Below are 16,698 nucleotides of genomic sequence, written 5' to 3' on the forward strand. Positions count from 1 at the left end.
CGTGGCCGGGTGTGGGCGCCTCGCGGGAACTGCAAGCGACGCAGCTTGCCGAGACCGTGCTGAAGTCCGGCACCGGCCACTTCAGCTTGGTCAGCCACGGCAAAGCACCCACGCTTGCCTGGCCCGAAGCACGCGGATGCGCTCAGAGCATCGTCGGCGCCAACTGGGGCAGCGCCTACATCGGCTTGGGCACTACGCCTGGCCCTGGACCATCTCCAGCAGCAGCCGGTCGGCCTGCTCGCACGTCTTCACGTGCGAGCTGACCGTGTTCGGCAACCGCACCCCCCCAAGGCGGAATCGCGCACGTTCGGCGAGCGCAACACCGCGTTCCACCGCGACATCCTGCAGTCCGTACGTGCGCGGGTTGCCGACCGCGTGCGCCGCCCCTGTCAACCCTGCCCCGCCACCACCGTCCGCGCCTGCACCGCGCTTTCGACGATGTGCGGCGCCACCCCCCGCCGCTTGAGCGCATCGCCCAGCTTCATGCGCAGAAAGCCGCTGGTGGTGTAGCGCGCCACGCTCGCGTAGTGCTGGTCCACGAGGCCTCGCACCATCTCCGAATAGGCGTCCAGCACATCGGGCAGGATCGCGGAGTGGTCGTAGTTGACGACCACGTCCACGCGCCGGCCCAGCGGCGCCACGCGGCGCACCACCTGTTCGCGGATGGCCTGGACATCGGCCAGGCTGCGCACGGTGTGGCCCTCGAAGTTCACGAACAGCAGGTTCTTGTCCGCGTCGTAGGCGAAGCGCTGCTCCAGCGGCAGGCCCAGCATGTCCTCGCGCAGGCCCATGGCCGCCTGCGCGAAGATGCGCGCATCCATGGGCGCAGGCGGCGCGTGCATGACGGGCGCGAAGTCCATGCAGTCCAGGATGTCGCGCTGCAGGTCCACGCCCGGGGCGATCTCCACCAGCTCCAGGCCGTCCGCGCAGAGCCGGAACACGCAGCGCTCCGTCACGTACAGCACGCGCTGGCCGCGCTCCACGGCGATGCGGCCGCTGAAGGTGCGGTGCTCCACCTGGTGCACGAACTTCTTCGTGCCGCCGGCCATGAAGCTGCCCACGAACACCACCTGCTTGGCGTTCTGGCTGATGTTGATGAAGCCGCCCGCCCCGGCCAGCTTGGGGCCGAAGCGGCTGACGTTGAGGTTGCCCTCGCGGTCGGCCTGGGCCAGGCCCAGGAAGGCGATGTCCAGCCCGCCACCGTCGTAGAAGTCGAACTGGTAGGGTTGGTCGATGATGGCCTGGGTGTTGACCGCCGCGCCGAAGTTGAGCCCGCCGGCCGGCATGCCGCCGATCACGCCGGGCTCGGCCGTCAGCGTGAGCAGGTCGATCACCTTCTCTTCGTGCGCGACCTCGGCGATGCCCTCGGGCATGCCGATGCCCAGGTTCACCACGCTGTTGGCCTGCAGTTCCATGGCGGCGCGCCGGGCGATGGTCTTGCGCGGGCCCATGGCCATGGGTGCGGTGCCCGCCAGGGGCATGCGCAGCTCGCCGCTGAAGGCCGGGCTGTAGGGCTCGGCGAAGGTCTGCCAGTGGTTCTCGGGCCGCGCCACCACCACGCAATCCACCAGCACGCCGGGGATCTTCACCTGGCGCGCCGGCAGCGCATGGCGCTCGGCCAGCCGCTCCACCTGCACGATCACGGTGCCGCCGGAGTTGCGCACGGCCATGGCGATGGCCAGCGCCTCCAGTGTCAGCGCCTCCTTCTCCATCGTGATGTTGCCGTCCGGGTCGGCGGTGGTGCCGCGGATGATGCCCACGTCGATGGGGAAGGCCTGGTAGAACAGGTAGTCGCGTCCGTCGATCGGCATCAAGCGCACGATGTCCTGGGTGGTGCGTTCGTTGAGCTTGCCGCCGCCATGGCGCGGGTCGACGAAGGTTCCGAGGCCCACGCTGGACAGGTGCCCCGGCTTGCCGCCTGCGATGTCGCGGAACAGGTGCGAGATCACGCCCTGCGGCAGGTTGTAGGCTTCGATGCGGTTGGACACGGCCAGCTGCTGCAGACCCGGCACCAGGCCCCAGTGCCCGCCGACCACGCGCTTGACCAGGCCTTCGTGGGCCAGGTGGTTCAGGCCCTTGTGCTTGCCGTCGCCCTGTCCGGCCGCGTAGACCAGCGTGAGGTTGCGCGGCTTGCCGTGGGCCTGGGGATGCTCGTCCTCCGAGGCGAGGAACAGCTCCTCGAGCGCGATGGCGATCTCCTCGGCGAAGCCGATGCCGACGAAGCCGCCGGTGGCGACGGTGTCGCCGTCGCGGATCAGGCGCACGGCCTGTGCGGCCGTGACGATCTTGGTCCGCTGCGCGGGGGCGGTGCCCTGTACCGGGTCATGCATGGTGTGTCTCCTCGTGGCGCGGCGCGCTTCAGTTGAACGGCTCTTCGCGGATGCGGCGCTTGTGGTCCTCGACCGGGTCCACCTCGGCCTGCAGCTGCGCGCGCACGATGCGCGCGGCCGTGCCGTCGGCCTGCATCGCGGCCCAGGCCGCCTGCCATTGTTCCGCCTCGGCCTGCGGGAAGTCGGGCGAGGTCGCCAGGTACAGCCGCGAGGGCCGGATCACCTGGCCGAACTGCAGCACGTCCAGGTTGCCGCGCACCTCGCGCACGGCGTGCACGACCATGGCGCGCGGCGCGACCCAGGCGTCGATGCGCCGGTCCTTCATGCGCTTGGCGTTCATCCATTCCTCGCGCTGCGGCGAGACCTTGGCGAAGCCCAGCGAACGCACCAGCGCCTCGGCGCCCGAGAACTCCAGCACGCCGACCGGCCGGTCCTTGACCCGCCCCAGGTCCGACACGTCCACGCCCGGCGAGCCGACCAGCACCAGGTCGTCGGTCATGAGTTCCACCATCCAGCGGTAGTGCGGCTCGCGCTCGGGCGAGCGCGTGAGCGCCAGGATGCCCACGCGCGGCCCCTGGCGCGCGATCTCCTGCGCGCGGAACCAGGGCAGGTACTCGATGCGGCCCGAATGCCCGACGCGCCCGGCCAGCGCCTGCACCAGCGCGTGCAGCACCCCGCGCCCCGGCCCGGGGTAGGCCGATACCGAGGCCGAGGGCACCTGGTAGGTGTAGGGCGGCAGCTCGGCCGCCAGCAGCCGCAGCTCGGACAGGGCCTGGGCGCGGGCGCCGCCGGCCAGCAGCGCCGCGCCGAGGCACAGCAGGCGAAACAGGTGCGCCATGGTCAGAACACCCCCACCGTGAGGTACAGGCCCAGCACCAGGATGCTGGCGGCGAAGGCCGTGAGGCTGCCCACCACGAACAGGTCGAAGTAGGACTGGCGGTGTGTCAGCCCGCAGATGGCCAGCAGCGTGATCACCGCGCCGTTGTGCGGCAGGATGTCCATGGCCGCCGAGCCCATCGCGGCGATGCGGTGCATGATCTCCGGGTTGATGCCCGCGGCCTGCGCCGCGTTCACGTAGTACTCGCCCATGGCGCCCAGCGCCAGGCTCATGCCGCCCGAGGCCGAGCCCGTCATGCCGGCCAGCACGGTGACCACCAGCCACAGCGAGATCACCGGGTCGGAGGCCACGGCCTTGAGCCCTTCGCGCACCACGGCGAAGGCCGCCAGCGCGGCGATCACGGCGCCATAGCCCACCTCCGAGGCGGTGTTGGCCATGGGCAGCAGCGAGCCCAGCGTTCCCTTGTTGATGGCGCCCTGCAGGTCGGCGATGCGCTTGCGGTTGGTCACTGCCAGCACCACGATGGCGGCCAGCATGGCGCCGATGATGGCCCAGATGGCCAGCACCTTCTTGAGGTCGATGTTCTTGAATTTGGCCGTGGCCAGCTCGCTGTGGTCGAAGGCCGGAATCACGTACTTGGACAGCAGGAAGTTCAGGCCGATCACCAGCAGGATGGGCAGCAGCGCGAGGAAGAACGAAGGCAGGTTGGAGTTGTCCACCGCGGCGAATTCCTCCTTGTGCTCGCCATAGCCTTCGCCGGCCTTGCGCGCGGCGGCGGTGCGCCGCGACAGCCACAGCATGCCGGTGGCGAACATGAACACCGCGGCCACCAGGCCCATGCCGGGCGCGGCGTAGATGGTGGTCTTGAAGAACGGGATCGGGATCGCGTTCTGGATCGCCGGCGTGCCCGGCAGCGCCACCATGGTGAAGGTGAAGCTTCCGAGGCCGATGGCGGCCGGGATCAGCCGCTTGGGGATCTGCGCCTCGCGGAACAGCGAGGCCGCGATCGGGTAGACCGAGAAGGCCACCACGAACAGCGACACGCCGCCGTAGGTCAGCAGCGCACAGGCCAGCACCACGGCCAGGATGGCACGCTCGCCACCGACCCAGCGCACGATCTGGTGGGCGATGGCGCGCGCCGCGCCTGACTCGTCCATGAGCTTGCCGAACACCGCGCCGAGCAGGAACAGCGGGAAGTAGGTGGCGAAGTAGCTGCCCAGCGCGGGCATGAAGATCTGCGTGTAGCTGGCGAAGAAGGGCAGGTCGCCGAGGTTGAAGGCCACCGCCACGGCGGCGCAGATGGGCGAGATGAAGATGACGTTCCAGCCGCGGTGGGCCAGGAAGATGAGCAGCGCCAAGGACGCGAAGATGCCAACGATGCCGAGCATGGGAGTTGTCTCCGAAAGAGTGAGCGGTTCCTGCCTCTTCTGCGAATACCGTGCCAGTGCAAAACCAAGGGTTAACCCTTGAGTTTTGGTGCGAAAACTGAGCGACTGGCGTGCCCACTGTCCACCCGCATGGACAGCCCCTGGCCCCGGTGTACAGTCGCCTGGACACACAAGGCGGCGGTCGGGTGGCCGCGCCGCACGACAACACAGTCAAAAAGAGAATGCCCGAGGGGACGCCATGACCGCAGCGGCGCACACCGAAGCCTGGCCCGACGGCGTCCTGGGTCACAGCGCCGCCAGCATCCGCATGCTGGCCATCCGCTCGCTGTTCGACCGCCTGGAAGACCTGTGCGAGGGCGCCGTCGCCGTCGACATGGAGGCGCGCGTGGCGTGGATCAACGACAAGTACGCGCGCAAGGTCGGCCTGGACGATGCCCGGGCCGCGCTGGGCCGGCCGATCGAGGAGATCATTCCCCACAGCGCGTTGCGTGAAGTCGCGCGCAGCGGAAAGCCCATCGTGGTGGACATCATGCCGCTCGGCGCGGAGCACGTGGTGGTCACGCGGCTGCCGCTGCGCGACGAGCAGGGCCACCTGGTGGGCGCCATCGGCTTCGTGCTGTACGAGCGGGTCGACGGGCTCAAGCCCGTCATGGCCAAGCTGCAACAGTTGCAGGCGCAGCTGCAGGCGGCCGAGCGAGAGCTGGCCGACAACCGCCGTGCGCGCTACAGCCTGGCCGCATTCCTCGGCATGTCGGCACCGGCGAACGAGGTCAAGCGCCAGGCGCGGCGCGCGGCGCAGCTGGACGCCACCGTGCTGCTGTGCGGCGAGACCGGCACCGGCAAGGAGTTGCTGGCCCATGCCATCCACCATGTGTCCCCGCGTGCGGCGCGGCCCTTCGTCAGCATCAACGCCGCCGCCATCCCCGAAGCGCTGCTGGAGGCCGAGCTGTTCGGCGTCGCCCCCGGCGCCTACACCGGGGCGGACCGTCGCGGCCGCGACGGCAAGTTCAAGCTGGCCGACGGTGGCACGCTGTTCCTGGACGAGGTGGGCGACATGCCCATGGCCCTGCAGCCCAAGCTGTTGCGCGTGCTGCAGGAGCAGGAGATCGAGCCGCTGGGCGCCAACCGCCTGCTGCGGCTGGATGTGCGGGTGATTGCGGCCAGCAGCTTCGATCTGGGCCAACGCGTGGCAGAGGGGCGCTTCCGCGCCGACCTGTACTACCGGCTGGCCGTGCTCGCGCTGCGCTTGCCGCCGCTGCGCGAGCGGCTGGACGACCTGCCCCTGCTGGTGGAGCATCTGCTGGAAGACATCGGGGCGCGCATGGGGCAGGCTGTCGACATCGATGCCGAAGGCCTCGCGCTGCTCAAGCAGCACGATTGGCCCGGCAACGTGCGCGAGCTGCGCAACACCCTGGAGCGCGCGCTGCTGCAAAGCGATACCCCGCACCTGGACGCGGCGCATGTCGCTGCGGCGCTGCCCCCGCAAAAGCCTGGTGCCATGGCGCCGCCGGCAACACCACCGGCTGAACCGCCGACCGACGCCGCGGTGCAACCGCTTGCCGATGCCCTCCTCACGGCGGAACGCCTGGCGATTTCCGCCGCGCTCAAGGCCCATGGCGGCAGCAAGGTGGCCGCCGCGCGCGCGCTCGGCATTTCGCGCGCGGCGCTGTACCAGAAGCTGTCCGCGCACAGCATGGGCTGAGCGGGGCGCCACGCGCCCAGCGGCCGGGCCACTGCCCCGCGCTGCCATTCCCATCGTCCGCACTGCCCACACCCGTCCTCAGGAATGACCGGTGCCACGGAATGGCCGTCCGCGGCCCCCCGTTGCCGTGAGCGCTGAAAGCGATGAGGAACGGGACCCAAGGCAATGACGATGGGATACGTATGCAAATTGAAACAAAATATCGATAGAGCCCATGAATGCAAAACAAGTAAATAGAGCACAAAAAATGACAAACTCGTTCTTCTCTCATTGGCCAAGAAAATTGTGTACCGAGAGTGCACATTCTGTCGGCGCTGAGGCCATCGGGGGAGGCAGCGCTGAGACCGTTGATCGAGAGCCGTGGCATCTGCTGCCTGGTGCTCCATGACCAATACAACAAAGTAAGAGGAACCCATGAAATTTCGTCCAAGAATGCTGCTCGCCGCCCTGGCTCTGGCGGGAATGGCAGGCGCCGCCCAGGCCGATGTCCTGAAAGTCGACGTCAACAACGGTTACACGACGTTGGCGCAAGGCTCCGGCTACCAAGGCGAGGTGGCGCAGTGGAGCGTCACCAACACCACCGTGCCGGCGGTCGGTGCACCGTACGACAGCTTCGTTGCCTACTGCCTGCAGATGATGGAGTCGCTCGACCAGGTCGGCGAGCAGAACTACAGCCGTGTCAGCTTCGCCGCCAATGCCGACGTGCAGGAGCTGTACGACCGCTTCTACAGCCAATCCCTGACCAGCGCCGTCAATGCCGTGGGCTTCCAGCTGGCCCTGTGGGATCTGCTCGGCCAGGCCGATGCGAGCAGCTTCGTCACCGGGCTCTCGGGCGCAGGTGCTGCGGCCCTGATGATGCTGGACGAGGTGGCCAATGGCACCGATCCCTACCAGCAGGACCGGTACAAGCTGATCTCGTGGATCTCTGAAGACAACCAGGATCTGCTGCAGGCTGTGCCCGCGGACGCCAGCGAGGTGCCCGAGCCGAGCGCCCTGGTGCTGGGCGGCGTCGGCCTGCTCGCCCTGGGATGGGTGTCGCGCCGCCGCAAGGTCATGGACCGGGGCTGATCCCGCCGGTGCGCACGCACGGCGAGGCCGTGCGCTGCTGAGCCTGCGTGGGGGGGCGGTCGCTGCCCCCCGCGCCACATCGTTTGAAATCCACAGTGTTTGAACATCGTCCTGCGCCGCGTTGCGGGCGGGAGAGGAGCGTTTGATGGGAGCCCCCAATAACCTGATCACCAGCGTCGAGGTCTGTGAGGACACGGACAAGACCTTCAACCTGGTGGACCTGCTGATCGCGGCTGGGTACACGCCGACGGCACCGGTGACGGTGACGCAGGCGCTGGTGACCAATCCGGACGGAACGATTTCGTCGGCGCCGACATCCCTGGTGCGGCTCACCGCCGATGGCAGCGGCATGACCATCACCGCCAGCAACGAGGCGGACTGGTACGGCAGCCTGAGCAGCCTGAACCTCGTGGTCGAGGTGGGGGTGCAGACCTTCACGGTGCGCGTCAACATCACGGTCCTGCCGGTCAACGATGCGCCGGAAGGCACGGACCTTGCCATCGCGCTGACCGACGATGCGGGCTACGTGCTCAAGGAGTCCGATTTCGGCTTCCACGACCCGGTGGAGGGTGACAATTTCAAGTCGGTCGTGCTGACCACTTTGCCGACATCCGGCCAACTGCTGCTCAATGGCGTGGCCTTGGCGGCCGGTGCCGAGGTCTTGGTGCAGGACATCCGGGCCGGCGCGCTGGTGTACCGGCCGCCGGCCGCGGGCGCGGGGCCGGTCGGCTTCGACTTCCAGGTGCGCGACGATGGTGGCACCGCCAATTGCAACGGCCAGGACCTCGACGTCACCCCCAACCACATCAGTTTCACGCCGGAGCTGGGCAGCCTGGGCGACCGCGTCTGGCTCGATGCCAATGGCAACGGCGTCCAGGACACAGGCGAGGCCGGCGTGGCCGGCGTCAGCGTGGTGCTGACGGGCGCTGGCGCCGACGGCGCGTTCGGCACGAACGACGACGTGTTCCGTGCCACCACGACGAATGCCCAGGGCAACTATCTGTTCGACGGCCTGGCATCGGGCCAGTACCGCGTGACCTTCAATGCGGGCACCGCCTACAACTTCACCGCGGCGGACCGCGGCAGCAACGACGCTGCCGACTCCGATGCCAACGCCAGCGGCGCGACGGGCGTGGTGCAACTGGGCATCGGCGAGCACGACCTGACCGTGGATGCCGGCCTGGTGCTGCGCGACACCAACACCGCCAAGCTGGGTGACCGGCTGTGGTACGACACCGACCGCGACGGTGTGCAGGACACGGGCGAAGCCGGCGTGGCGGGCATCACCGTCACGCTGGCCGGCGCAGGCACCGACGGCGTGTTCGGCACGGCCGACGACGTCAGCCGCACGACGACCACGAACAGCTCGGGCAACTACCTATTCAGCAACCTGGCCGCGGGCCAGTACCGCGTGACCTTCGGCGCCGTGACGGGCTACGACTTCACCATGGCCAATGCCGGTGGCAACGACGCGACCGATTCCGACGTGAACACCAGCGGCGTGTCGCACACGGTCACGCTGGCCAGCGGGCAGTCCGATTTGACGGTGGATGCCGGTGTCGTGCAGCGCGACACCAACACCGCCAAGCTGGGCGACCGGCTGTGGTACGACACGGACCGCGACGGCGTGCAGGACACGGGCGAGACCGGTGTGGCGGGCGTCACCGTCACGCTGGCCGGCGCAGGCACCGACGGCGTGTTCGGCACGGCCGACGACATCAGCCGCACGACGACGACGAACAGCTCGGGCAACTACCTGTTCAGCAACCTGGCTGCGGGCCAGTACCGCGTGACCTTCGGCGCCGTGACGGGCTACGACTTCACGACGGCCAACGTCGGGACGAACGACGCCACCGACTCCGACGCGAACGCCAGCGGCGTCTCGCACACGGTCACGCTGGCCATCGGCCAGTCCAACCTGACGGTGGATGCGGGTGTCGTGCAGCGCGAGACCAACACCGCGCAGCTGGGCGACCGCCTGTGGTACGACACCGACCGCGACGGCGTGCAGGACACGGGTGAGACCGGTGTTTCCGGCGCGACCGTCACGCTGGCCGGCGCAGGCGCCGATGGCGTGTTCGGCACGGCCGACGATGTCAGCCGCACGACGACCACGAACAGCTCGGGCAACTACCTGTTCAGCAACCTGGCTGCGGGCCAGTACCGTGTGAGCTTCGGTGCGGTGTCTGGCTACGACTTCACCACGGCCAACGTCGGGACCAACGACGCCACCGACTCCGACGTGAACGCCAGCGGCGTCTCGCACACGGTCACGCTGGGCATCGGTCAAAGCGACCTGACGGTGGACGCGGGCCTCGCGCGGGGCACCGGCGCAATCGGCGATTTCGTCTGGTTCGACTACGGCTCCGGCGCCAGCTACCACAACAACCTGCAGGACACCAACGAAACCTCGCTCCGCTACCTGGTGGCCAACACCAAGGTGGAGCTGCATGACGCCACCTCGGGGGCCCTCCTGCAGACCACCTACACGGGCACGGACGGCAAGTACCTGTTCACCGGCGTCAACGCCGGCAACTACTACCTGACCTTCGACAACACCAACGCGGTGGCCTACGACGCCTACTACGGCAGGTACGAGAGCGTCGCCCTGCAGGCTTGGGTGACCAAGGATGTCGGCACCGACGACACGCGCGACTCGGATGTCTACACCTCCGGGGCGCTCAAGGGCCGCACCGACAGCTTCTACCTGGCGCAGGGGCAGGTCGATCTGACGCGCGACTTCGGCATCACGCCCATCGTGCTGGACCTGGACGGCAACGGCATCCAGACCGTGGCACGCCAGGCCTCGGACGCCAGCTTCGATCTGTTTGGCAACGGCAGCCCGGTGCATTCGGGCTGGATCTCCGGTGGCGACGGCTTCCTGGCCGTGGACAGCAACGGCAACGGCCGCATCGACGACATCGGCGAGCTGTTCGGCGGCAACGCCAAGGGCGCGGGCTTCGCCAAGCTGGCCAGCTTCGACAGCAATGGCGACGGCCTGGTCGACAGCCGCGACGCCGCCTTTGGCGAGCTGCGCGTCTGGGTGGATGCCGATGGCAACCGCCAGACCGACGCCGGCGAGCTGCGCACGCTGGCCGAGGCCGGCGTCGCCGCGCTGACCGTGGACTATGTGGAGCAGCCCTTCCTGGATGCGCAGGGAAACCTGCACCTGGAACGCAGCAGCGCCAGCCTGGCCGATGGCAGCGTGGTGGACATGACCGACGTCTACTTCAACGTCGATGCCTCCGACGCACTGGCCGCCGGCGTGCAACTGCCGACCATGGGTGAACTGCTGGGCGTGGACGACGCGCTGCTGCAGCAGGCCTTCGGCCCGGCCACGCTCAGCGGGCAGGCCGGCCTGTCCGCCGAGGACCTCGGCCTCGACATGGCCGCCGCTGCCGCCGAGGCCCAGCGGGCCATCGCCGAAGCCATGAAGCACGCCGAGGCCACGCTCTCCGTGAGCTGCTGAAGCCAGGCCTGCCGCCGCCCGGGACCGTGCCCCGGGCGGCGGCTTTTCCTTTCTGTGCCGCCGCCACCGTCGGCGCGCGCCCATGCCATGACCTCTCCCACCATGATCCAGGCGGTGCCGCCAGCCGAGGCGCCGCTGTTGGACGGCATCGCCTTCCTGGCGCGCTACTTCGGCACCGCCATCGAACGCAGCAGCTTGCAGGAGGCCGCGCGCGGCAGCGGTGGCGTCGACGACCTGCTGGCCGTGTGCGCCGCGCGCGCCGGCCTGGCCTGCTCGCCCTTGCCCGCGGGCGAGGTGCGCGCCACCATGCTGCCGGCGCTGGTGCGCGGCGACAACGGCCGCGTGCTGGTGGCCCTGCAGCGCGAGGGCGAGCGCTTCGAATGCCATGTGCCCGGCGTGCAGGGAAGCCACTGGCTGAACCTGGACCAGCTGCAGGCCGAATGCCCGGGGGCGCGCTGGCACGCCGTGCGCCCCGCGCTGTTCTTCGACCAGCGCAGCCTGCTCTACACCCTGCCGTCCGCCCGGCGCTGGTTCTGGGACGTGTTCGGCCGCAACCGCTGGATCTTCGGCTGGGCCCTGCTCGGCACGCTGGCGTTGAATCTGTTCGGCGCGCTGATCCCGTTCTTCTCGATGGCCGTCTACGACCGCGTCGTGCCCAACAACGCGCTCGGCAGCCTGTGGGTGCTCACGCTGGCGGCCGTGCTGCTGATCGGCTTCGAGCTGGCCATGAAGCTGTTGCGCAGCGGCCTGCTGGAATCGGCCGCCCGGCGCATGGACCTGGCCCTGTCCTCGGCCATCTTCGCGCAGTGCCTGCGCCTGCGCGCGGCCACGCGGCCGGCCTCCGGCGGCGTGCTGGCCAACCTGGTGCGCGACTTCGAATCGGTGCGCGACTTCTTCGCCGCCGGCACGCTGGCGGTGCTTGGCGACCTGCCGTTCCTGCTGCTGTTCCTGGGCCTGATCGTGCTGATCGGCGGCTGGCTGGTGCTGGTGCCGCTGGCCGTGATCGTGTTGATGCTGGCCAGCGCCTGGCTGCTGCAAAAGCCGCTGGCGCGCCAGGTCGCGTCCTCCACGCGCGAGGGCGCGCAACGCACGGCCCATCTGTTCGAGACCATGAACGGGCTGGACACCGTCAAGGCCCTGGGCGCGGAGGCCTGGAGCCGGCGCAAGTGGGAGCAGCTGACGGTTGCCATCGCCCACAGCAGCCTGAAGACGCGCGAACTCGTCAACCTGGGCACCTCGTTCTCGACCTCGGCCATGGGCCTGTCCAGCGTGCTGCTGGTCACCGCCGGTGCCGTGCTGATCGGCGAGCAGGCCCTCACGTTGGGCCAGCTCATCGGCGTGACCATGCTGTCGGGCCGGGCCATGACCCCGGTGGCGCAGATCGCCAGCCTGATGGTGCGCTGGCAGCAGACCCGTTTGTCGCTGCTGGCCACCGACCAGATCATGGCCGCCGCCACCGACGATGCTGGCGCCACGCTGCACGCGCCGCCGCTGCGCGGCGCGCTGGAACTGCGCGAGGTGCATTTCGCCTACCCGCAGCGCCCGCCGCTGCTGGACCGGCTCAGCCTGCGCATCCGGCCCGGCGAGCGGGTCGGCTTCATCGGCAAGCTGGGCTCTGGCAAGAGCACGCTGCTCAAGCTGGTGTTGAACCTGCACCAGCCCTCCAGCGGCAGCGTGCTGGTGGACGAGCTCGTCACCACCCAGCTCGATGCGCTGAGCCTGCGGCGTCAGATCGGCTACGTGCCGCAGGACGTCACTCTGTTCCATGGCACGGTGCGCGAGAACATCGAGCTGGGCCGCACCGAAGGGGGCGATGCCGCGCTGCTGGCCGCCATCCGCAGTGCCTGCCTGGACGAGACGCTGGCGCAGCTGCCCGCCGGCGTGGCCACGCAGGTCGGCGAACGCGGCGACCTGCTGTCCGGCGGCCAGCGCCAGGCCGTGGCCATCGCACGGGCGCTGCTGTCGCGGCCGCGGCTGCTGCTGCTCGACGAGCCCAGCTCCATGATGGACCCTGCCACCGAGCAGCGCCTGATCGGCCAGCTGCGCGCGCTGCCGGACACCACGCTGCTGCTCGTCACCCACCGCATGGCCATGCTGCCGCTGGTCGACCGCCTGGTCGTGATGGACCGCGGCCGCGTCGTGGCCGACGGTCCGCGCGACCAGGTCCTGCGCGCGCTCGCGCAGAGCACCGGGAGCGTCCCGGCCCAGCAGCAGGCCGCCGGCTGAGGTCTACCATGGCAAACGATCCCCAAGCCCCCGCCGGCCCCGCCGATCTGGACACCACGCCGCGCCGCCTGGCCCTGGTGCTGGTGGCCGCCCTGGCCCTGTTTTGTCTCGCTGCGCTGGCCTGGATGGCGCTGGCCCGCATCGACGTGGCTGTCAATGCCCGCGGCAGCGTCGTCGCACCCAGCCGCGTGCAGGAAGTGGCCAGCCTGGAAGGCGGCATCGTGCACCGCCTGTTGGTCAAGGCCGGTGACAGCGTGGTGCGCGGCCAGCCCCTGGCCCAGCTGGACCGCGCCCAGTACGCCGCCGACCTTGGCGAAAGCCTGCAGACGCGCCGGGCGCTGCAGGCCGCGCGCATCCGCGTCGACGCGCTGCTGTCCGGCCGCGCGCCCGATTTCTCCGGCCTGGAGCCCGAGGCGGCGCCGCTGGTGCGCGAGGAGCAGCGCCTGTGGCAGGAGGCCTGGCGCGAGCACCTGGCCGGCCAGGCCACCAGCGCGCAAGCCGTGCGCGCACGCGCGGCCGAGCTGCAGGAGGTGCATGGCCGCATCGCCAGCCTGCAGGCGTCCGAGGCCTCGGCGCGCGAATCGCTGCAGATCGAAGAGCGGCTGCTGGAGGCCGGCGCCGGCGCGCGTGCCGACTTCCTGGCGGCGCAGCAGCGCTGGTTGGCGCTCAAGGGCGAGCTGTCGGCGCTGCGCGAATCGCTGCCGCGGCTGCAGGCCGCACTGGCCGAGGCACAGGCCCAGGGCGCCGAGCTGACGGCGCGCGCACGCGCGCAGTGGGGCGTGCAGCGCACCGAGATCGAGGGCAAGCTCGGCACCCTGTCGCCACAGGTCCAGGGGCGCGAGGACCGGCTCCAGCGGCGCGAGCTGCTCTCGCCCATGGACGGCGTGGTCAACCGCGTGCTGATCGCCACCCAGGGCGGCGTGGCCGGTGCCGGCGCGCCCATCCTGGAGATCGTGCCGCAGGACGATGCGCTGCGCATCAGCGCCCGGATCGGTCCGGCGGACATCGGCTTCCTGCACGCGCAGCAGCAGGCCCGGGTCCGCGTGGCGGCCTTCGACGCGTCGATCTACGGCACGCTGGACGCCACCGTCCAGCGCGTGGGGGCCGATGTGCTGCTGGACAACGACAAGCAGCCCTACTTCGAGGTCGAGCTCATGGCCGCCAACGGCCACCTGGAGCACGACGGCAAGCGGCTGGCGCTGCAACCCGGCATGTCGGTGGAGGCCAGCATCCTGACGGGCCAGCGCACCGTGCTGCAGTACCTGCTCAAGCCGGTGTTCAAGACCCTGGGCACCGCCCTGCAGGAGCGCTGATGGCCAGGCGCGTTCTGGTGGCGGCGACGCTGTGCCTGGCCTGGCTGGCCGGCAGCGTCATGGCGCAGGAGGCGGTGCAGGAGGCTGCGGCGTGGACGCTGCCCCGGGCGCTGGACCAGGCGCTGGCGCGCGATGCGCGGGTCGCCGGCGCCCGCGCCAATGCGCAGGCCGTGCTGGCGCAGCAGCGCCAGGCCAGTGGCCGGCTGTGGCCCAGCGCCGGCCTGCGCCTGACCCATGGCCGCAGCTCCGACCGCGACCCGCCCTTCGTGCTGGAGCGCACCACGCGGCGTGGCGAAGCCTTCCTGCGCTGGAACCTGTTCAACGGCCTGGACGACCAGCGCCAGATCGCGGCCCAGGAGTTCGATGCGATCGCCGCCGAGGCCGATCTGCTGCAGGCGCTGGACGAAGCCTGCGAGCGCATCGCCGTCGCCTACTTCACGCTGCTGCGCCAGCAGCACCTGGCCCAGCTGGCCCGCCAGCGCCTGGGCGAGGTCGAGCGGCTGGCCGCGCGCGTGGCCAGCCAGGCCGCGCTGGGCAAGACCTCGGATGCCGACGCCCAGCTCGCCGAGGCCTCGCGCATCGACGCGCGGCTGGCGCTGCAGGGCATCGAGGCCGAGCAGCAGGCGGCCCGGTCCCGGCTGGCCGTGCTGCTGGGGCTGCCGCAGGGTGCTGCGCTGCAGCTGGCCGAGGCGCCCCCGCCACCCGTGGATGCCGGCCTGGACCCGCACGCATGGGCCGACCAGGCCGAGCGCCAGAACGGGCAATGGCTGGCCGCCGCGGCGCGCGTGGCCGGCACGCGCCGACGCATCGCCAGCATCGCACCCGAGTACCTGCCGCGGCTGGACCTGGACCTGCGCCGCAGCCTGTACGACCGCACCGATCCGCAGCCCACGACCTCGCAGCGCCATGGCTGGTCCGTCGGCGTGACCTGGGAGGTGCCGCTGGGCGGTGCGCCACGTGCGCGCCAGGACGAACTGCGCGCCCGCGCCGCGCTGGCCGAGGCCGAGCTGCAGCGCGTGCGCGACGAGGTGCAGACCGACGCCGGTGCCGCGCGCGAGCAGGCGCGCCAGACCGCCAGCGCCGCGCCGCAGCTGGCACAGCAGCGCGAGCGCTGGGAGCAGGTGGTGCGCGCCAGCGAACTGCAGTTCGACGCCGGGCGGCGCAGCCTGATGCAGCTGATCGACCAGTACGACCGGCGCTTCGGCGTGCAGCAGCGCGACATCGACAACGCCTGGCAGCAGGCCGAGGCCCATCTGCGGCTGCGCCGGTTGGCGGGCGACCTGGCCGAGTGGTTCGGTGTGCTGGACGGCGGCCCACGCTGAGGCATGGGGCTGGCAGGCGCCGATGGCGCGGGACGCCCGGTACCGCGGTCAGTCCAGCGAGATGTTGGCGCTGCGGATGACCTCGCCCCATTTCTGCTGGTCGCGCCGGACCCAGACGCCGACCTCCTGCGGCCCGGTCGGCAGCGGCTCCATGCCATGGGCCTCGATCCTGCGCGCCAGCTCGGGATCCTTGAGCGTCTGCTGCAGCAAGGCGCTGATGCGCTCCACCACCGCAGGCGGCGTCTTCAGCGGAACGTACATGGCATACCACGACGTGTAGTCGAAGCCGGGGAGGACGGCGGACATGAGCGGCAGCGACCGGGTCGCGGGCGAGGTGCTGGCCGAGGTCGCGGCGACCAGGCGCACCAGTCCCTTGTCGATGGCGGCCTGCAGCGAGGGCAGGCTGCTGAACATGGCCCCCACGCGGCCCGACGCCAGGTCGGAGATGGCCGGCGCCGTGCCCTTGTACGGCACGTGGATCACCTCGGTCTTCGACAGGCTCTTGAACAGCTCGGCGCCCAGGTGCGCGGTGCCGCCCACGCCGGCCGATGCGAAGGACAGCTGGCCGGGGTTCGCACGCGCGTAGTCCAGCAGTTCCTGGACGTTGCGGACCGGGAGCCTGGCGGACACCACCAGCACATGGGCGCTGGTCGTCACCATGCCCACGGGTTGCAGCCTGGCCAGGTGGTCGGCGCCGCCCTGCTTGCTCAGGAGCGGCTGCAGCACCGCGTTGCCCAGCGCCGGCATCCACAGCGTGTGGCCGTCGGGTTCGGAGCGGCTGACGGCCATCAGCGAGGGGATGCCCATGGCGCCGCCCTGGTTCTCGACGACGAAGGCCTGGCCGGTGGTTGCGGCGAGCTTCTGCGCGATCTCGCGCGCGGTGATGTCGGCGGGGCCGCCCGCGGCGTAGGGCACCACGATCTTCACCGGCTTGGCGGGCCAGCTGGCCTGTGCGTGCAGGGTGCCGGCGGCGGCGCAGAGTGCCGCGACGACGAGCGTGCGGCGGTGGAGGCAAGGGTTCACGGGTGGGTCTCCTGTTGGG

10 protein-coding genes are annotated in these 16,698 nt (G+C 70.3%); 6 read left to right on the plus strand and 4 right to left on the minus strand.

The features are described from left to right. Positions 1-389: 389 nt before the first annotated feature. From ACSQ4M_RS07525 to ACSQ4M_RS07535, 3 genes are read right to left on the minus strand one after another with little or no spacing between them, the layout of a single operon-like run. Complete coding sequence (locus ACSQ4M_RS07525) at positions 390-2,330, minus strand: acyl CoA:acetate/3-ketoacid CoA transferase (protein WP_436188962.1); 1,941 nt, start codon at positions 2,328-2,330, stop codon at positions 390-392. A gap of 28 nt (positions 2,331-2,358) precedes the next feature. Beyond that, positions 2,359-3,168: a hypothetical protein gene (locus ACSQ4M_RS07530; protein ID WP_436188963.1), complete on the minus strand. Its 810-nt coding sequence runs from the start codon at positions 3,166-3,168 to the stop codon at positions 2,359-2,361. Between the two features lie 2 nt (positions 3,169-3,170). Beyond that, a complete protein-coding gene (locus ACSQ4M_RS07535; protein ID WP_436188964.1) occupies positions 3,171-4,556 on the minus strand; it encodes a GntP family permease in 1,386 nt (461 codons plus the stop codon). Positions 4,557-4,863: 307 nt separating this feature from the next. Between ACSQ4M_RS07535 and ACSQ4M_RS07540 the strand changes: the two genes are divergently transcribed. The 6 genes from ACSQ4M_RS07540 to ACSQ4M_RS07565 all read left to right on the plus strand — a co-directional run bounded on the left by ACSQ4M_RS07540 (position 4,864) and on the right by ACSQ4M_RS07565 (position 15,656). Then, positions 4,864-6,258, plus strand: a complete 1,395-nt coding sequence (locus tag ACSQ4M_RS07540; protein WP_436193977.1) for a sigma-54 interaction domain-containing protein — start codon at positions 4,864-4,866, stop codon at positions 6,256-6,258. Between the two features lie 414 nt (positions 6,259-6,672). After that, a complete protein-coding gene (locus ACSQ4M_RS07545; RefSeq protein ID WP_436188965.1) occupies positions 6,673-7,326 on the plus strand; it encodes a PEP-CTERM sorting domain-containing protein in 654 nt (217 codons plus the stop codon). Between the two features lie 145 nt (positions 7,327-7,471). Next, positions 7,472-10,795 (plus strand): SdrD B-like domain-containing protein, encoded by a 3,324-nt coding sequence (locus tag ACSQ4M_RS07550; protein ID WP_436188966.1) that lies wholly within the window; start codon positions 7,472-7,474, stop codon positions 10,793-10,795. 87 nt (positions 10,796-10,882) lie between these two features. Next, positions 10,883-13,021, plus strand: coding sequence for a type I secretion system permease/ATPase (locus ACSQ4M_RS07555; RefSeq protein ID WP_436188967.1), 2,139 nt, complete (start codon positions 10,883-10,885; stop codon positions 13,019-13,021). Between the two features lie 8 nt (positions 13,022-13,029). After that, positions 13,030-14,334 (plus strand): HlyD family type I secretion periplasmic adaptor subunit, encoded by a 1,305-nt coding sequence (locus ACSQ4M_RS07560; protein ID WP_436188968.1) that lies wholly within the window; start codon positions 13,030-13,032, stop codon positions 14,332-14,334. Next, the gene (locus ACSQ4M_RS07565) at positions 14,334-15,656 is read left to right on the plus strand and encodes a TolC family protein (RefSeq protein WP_436188969.1); all 1,323 of its coding nucleotides are present in this window, start codon (positions 14,334-14,336) and stop codon (positions 15,654-15,656) included. Before ACSQ4M_RS07560 ends, ACSQ4M_RS07565 begins: the two co-directional genes overlap by 1 nt. A 48-nt stretch (positions 15,657-15,704) precedes the next feature. On the opposite strand, the gene ACSQ4M_RS07570 is transcribed toward ACSQ4M_RS07565, so the two are convergent. Next, positions 15,705-16,679, minus strand: coding sequence for a Bug family tripartite tricarboxylate transporter substrate binding protein (locus ACSQ4M_RS07570; protein ID WP_436188970.1), 975 nt, complete (start codon positions 16,677-16,679; stop codon positions 15,705-15,707). Positions 16,680-16,698 lie beyond the last annotated feature (19 nt).

Source organism: Pseudorhodoferax sp. LjRoot39 (assembly GCF_964253035.1).
Lineage (GTDB): Bacteria > Pseudomonadota > Gammaproteobacteria > Burkholderiales > Burkholderiaceae_C > Pseudorhodoferax.

Bases quoted from the DNA above. Each gene is read 5' to 3' on its own strand.
- ACSQ4M_RS07565 (WP_436188969.1), top strand. From the start codon at position 14,334: ATGGCCAGGCGCGTTCTGGTGGCGGCGACGCTGTGCCTGGCCTGGCTG.
- ACSQ4M_RS07555 (WP_436188967.1), top strand. From the start codon at position 10,883: ATGACCTCTCCCACCATGATCCAGGCGGTGCCGCCAGCCGAGGCGCCG.
- ACSQ4M_RS07535 (WP_436188964.1), bottom strand. From the start codon at position 4,556: ATGCTCGGCATCGTTGGCATCTTCGCGTCCTTGGCGCTGCTCATCTTC.
- ACSQ4M_RS07560 (WP_436188968.1), top strand. From the start codon at position 13,030: ATGGCAAACGATCCCCAAGCCCCCGCCGGCCCCGCCGATCTGGACACC.
- ACSQ4M_RS07545 (WP_436188965.1), top strand. From the start codon at position 6,673: ATGAAATTTCGTCCAAGAATGCTGCTCGCCGCCCTGGCTCTGGCGGGA.
- ACSQ4M_RS07550 (WP_436188966.1), top strand. From the start codon at position 7,472: ATGGGAGCCCCCAATAACCTGATCACCAGCGTCGAGGTCTGTGAGGAC.
- ACSQ4M_RS07530 (WP_436188963.1), bottom strand. From the start codon at position 3,168: ATGGCGCACCTGTTTCGCCTGCTGTGCCTCGGCGCGGCGCTGCTGGCC.
- ACSQ4M_RS07525 (WP_436188962.1), bottom strand. From the start codon at position 2,330: ATGCATGACCCGGTACAGGGCACCGCCCCCGCGCAGCGGACCAAGATC.
- ACSQ4M_RS07540 (WP_436193977.1), top strand. From the start codon at position 4,864: ATGCTGGCCATCCGCTCGCTGTTCGACCGCCTGGAAGACCTGTGCGAG.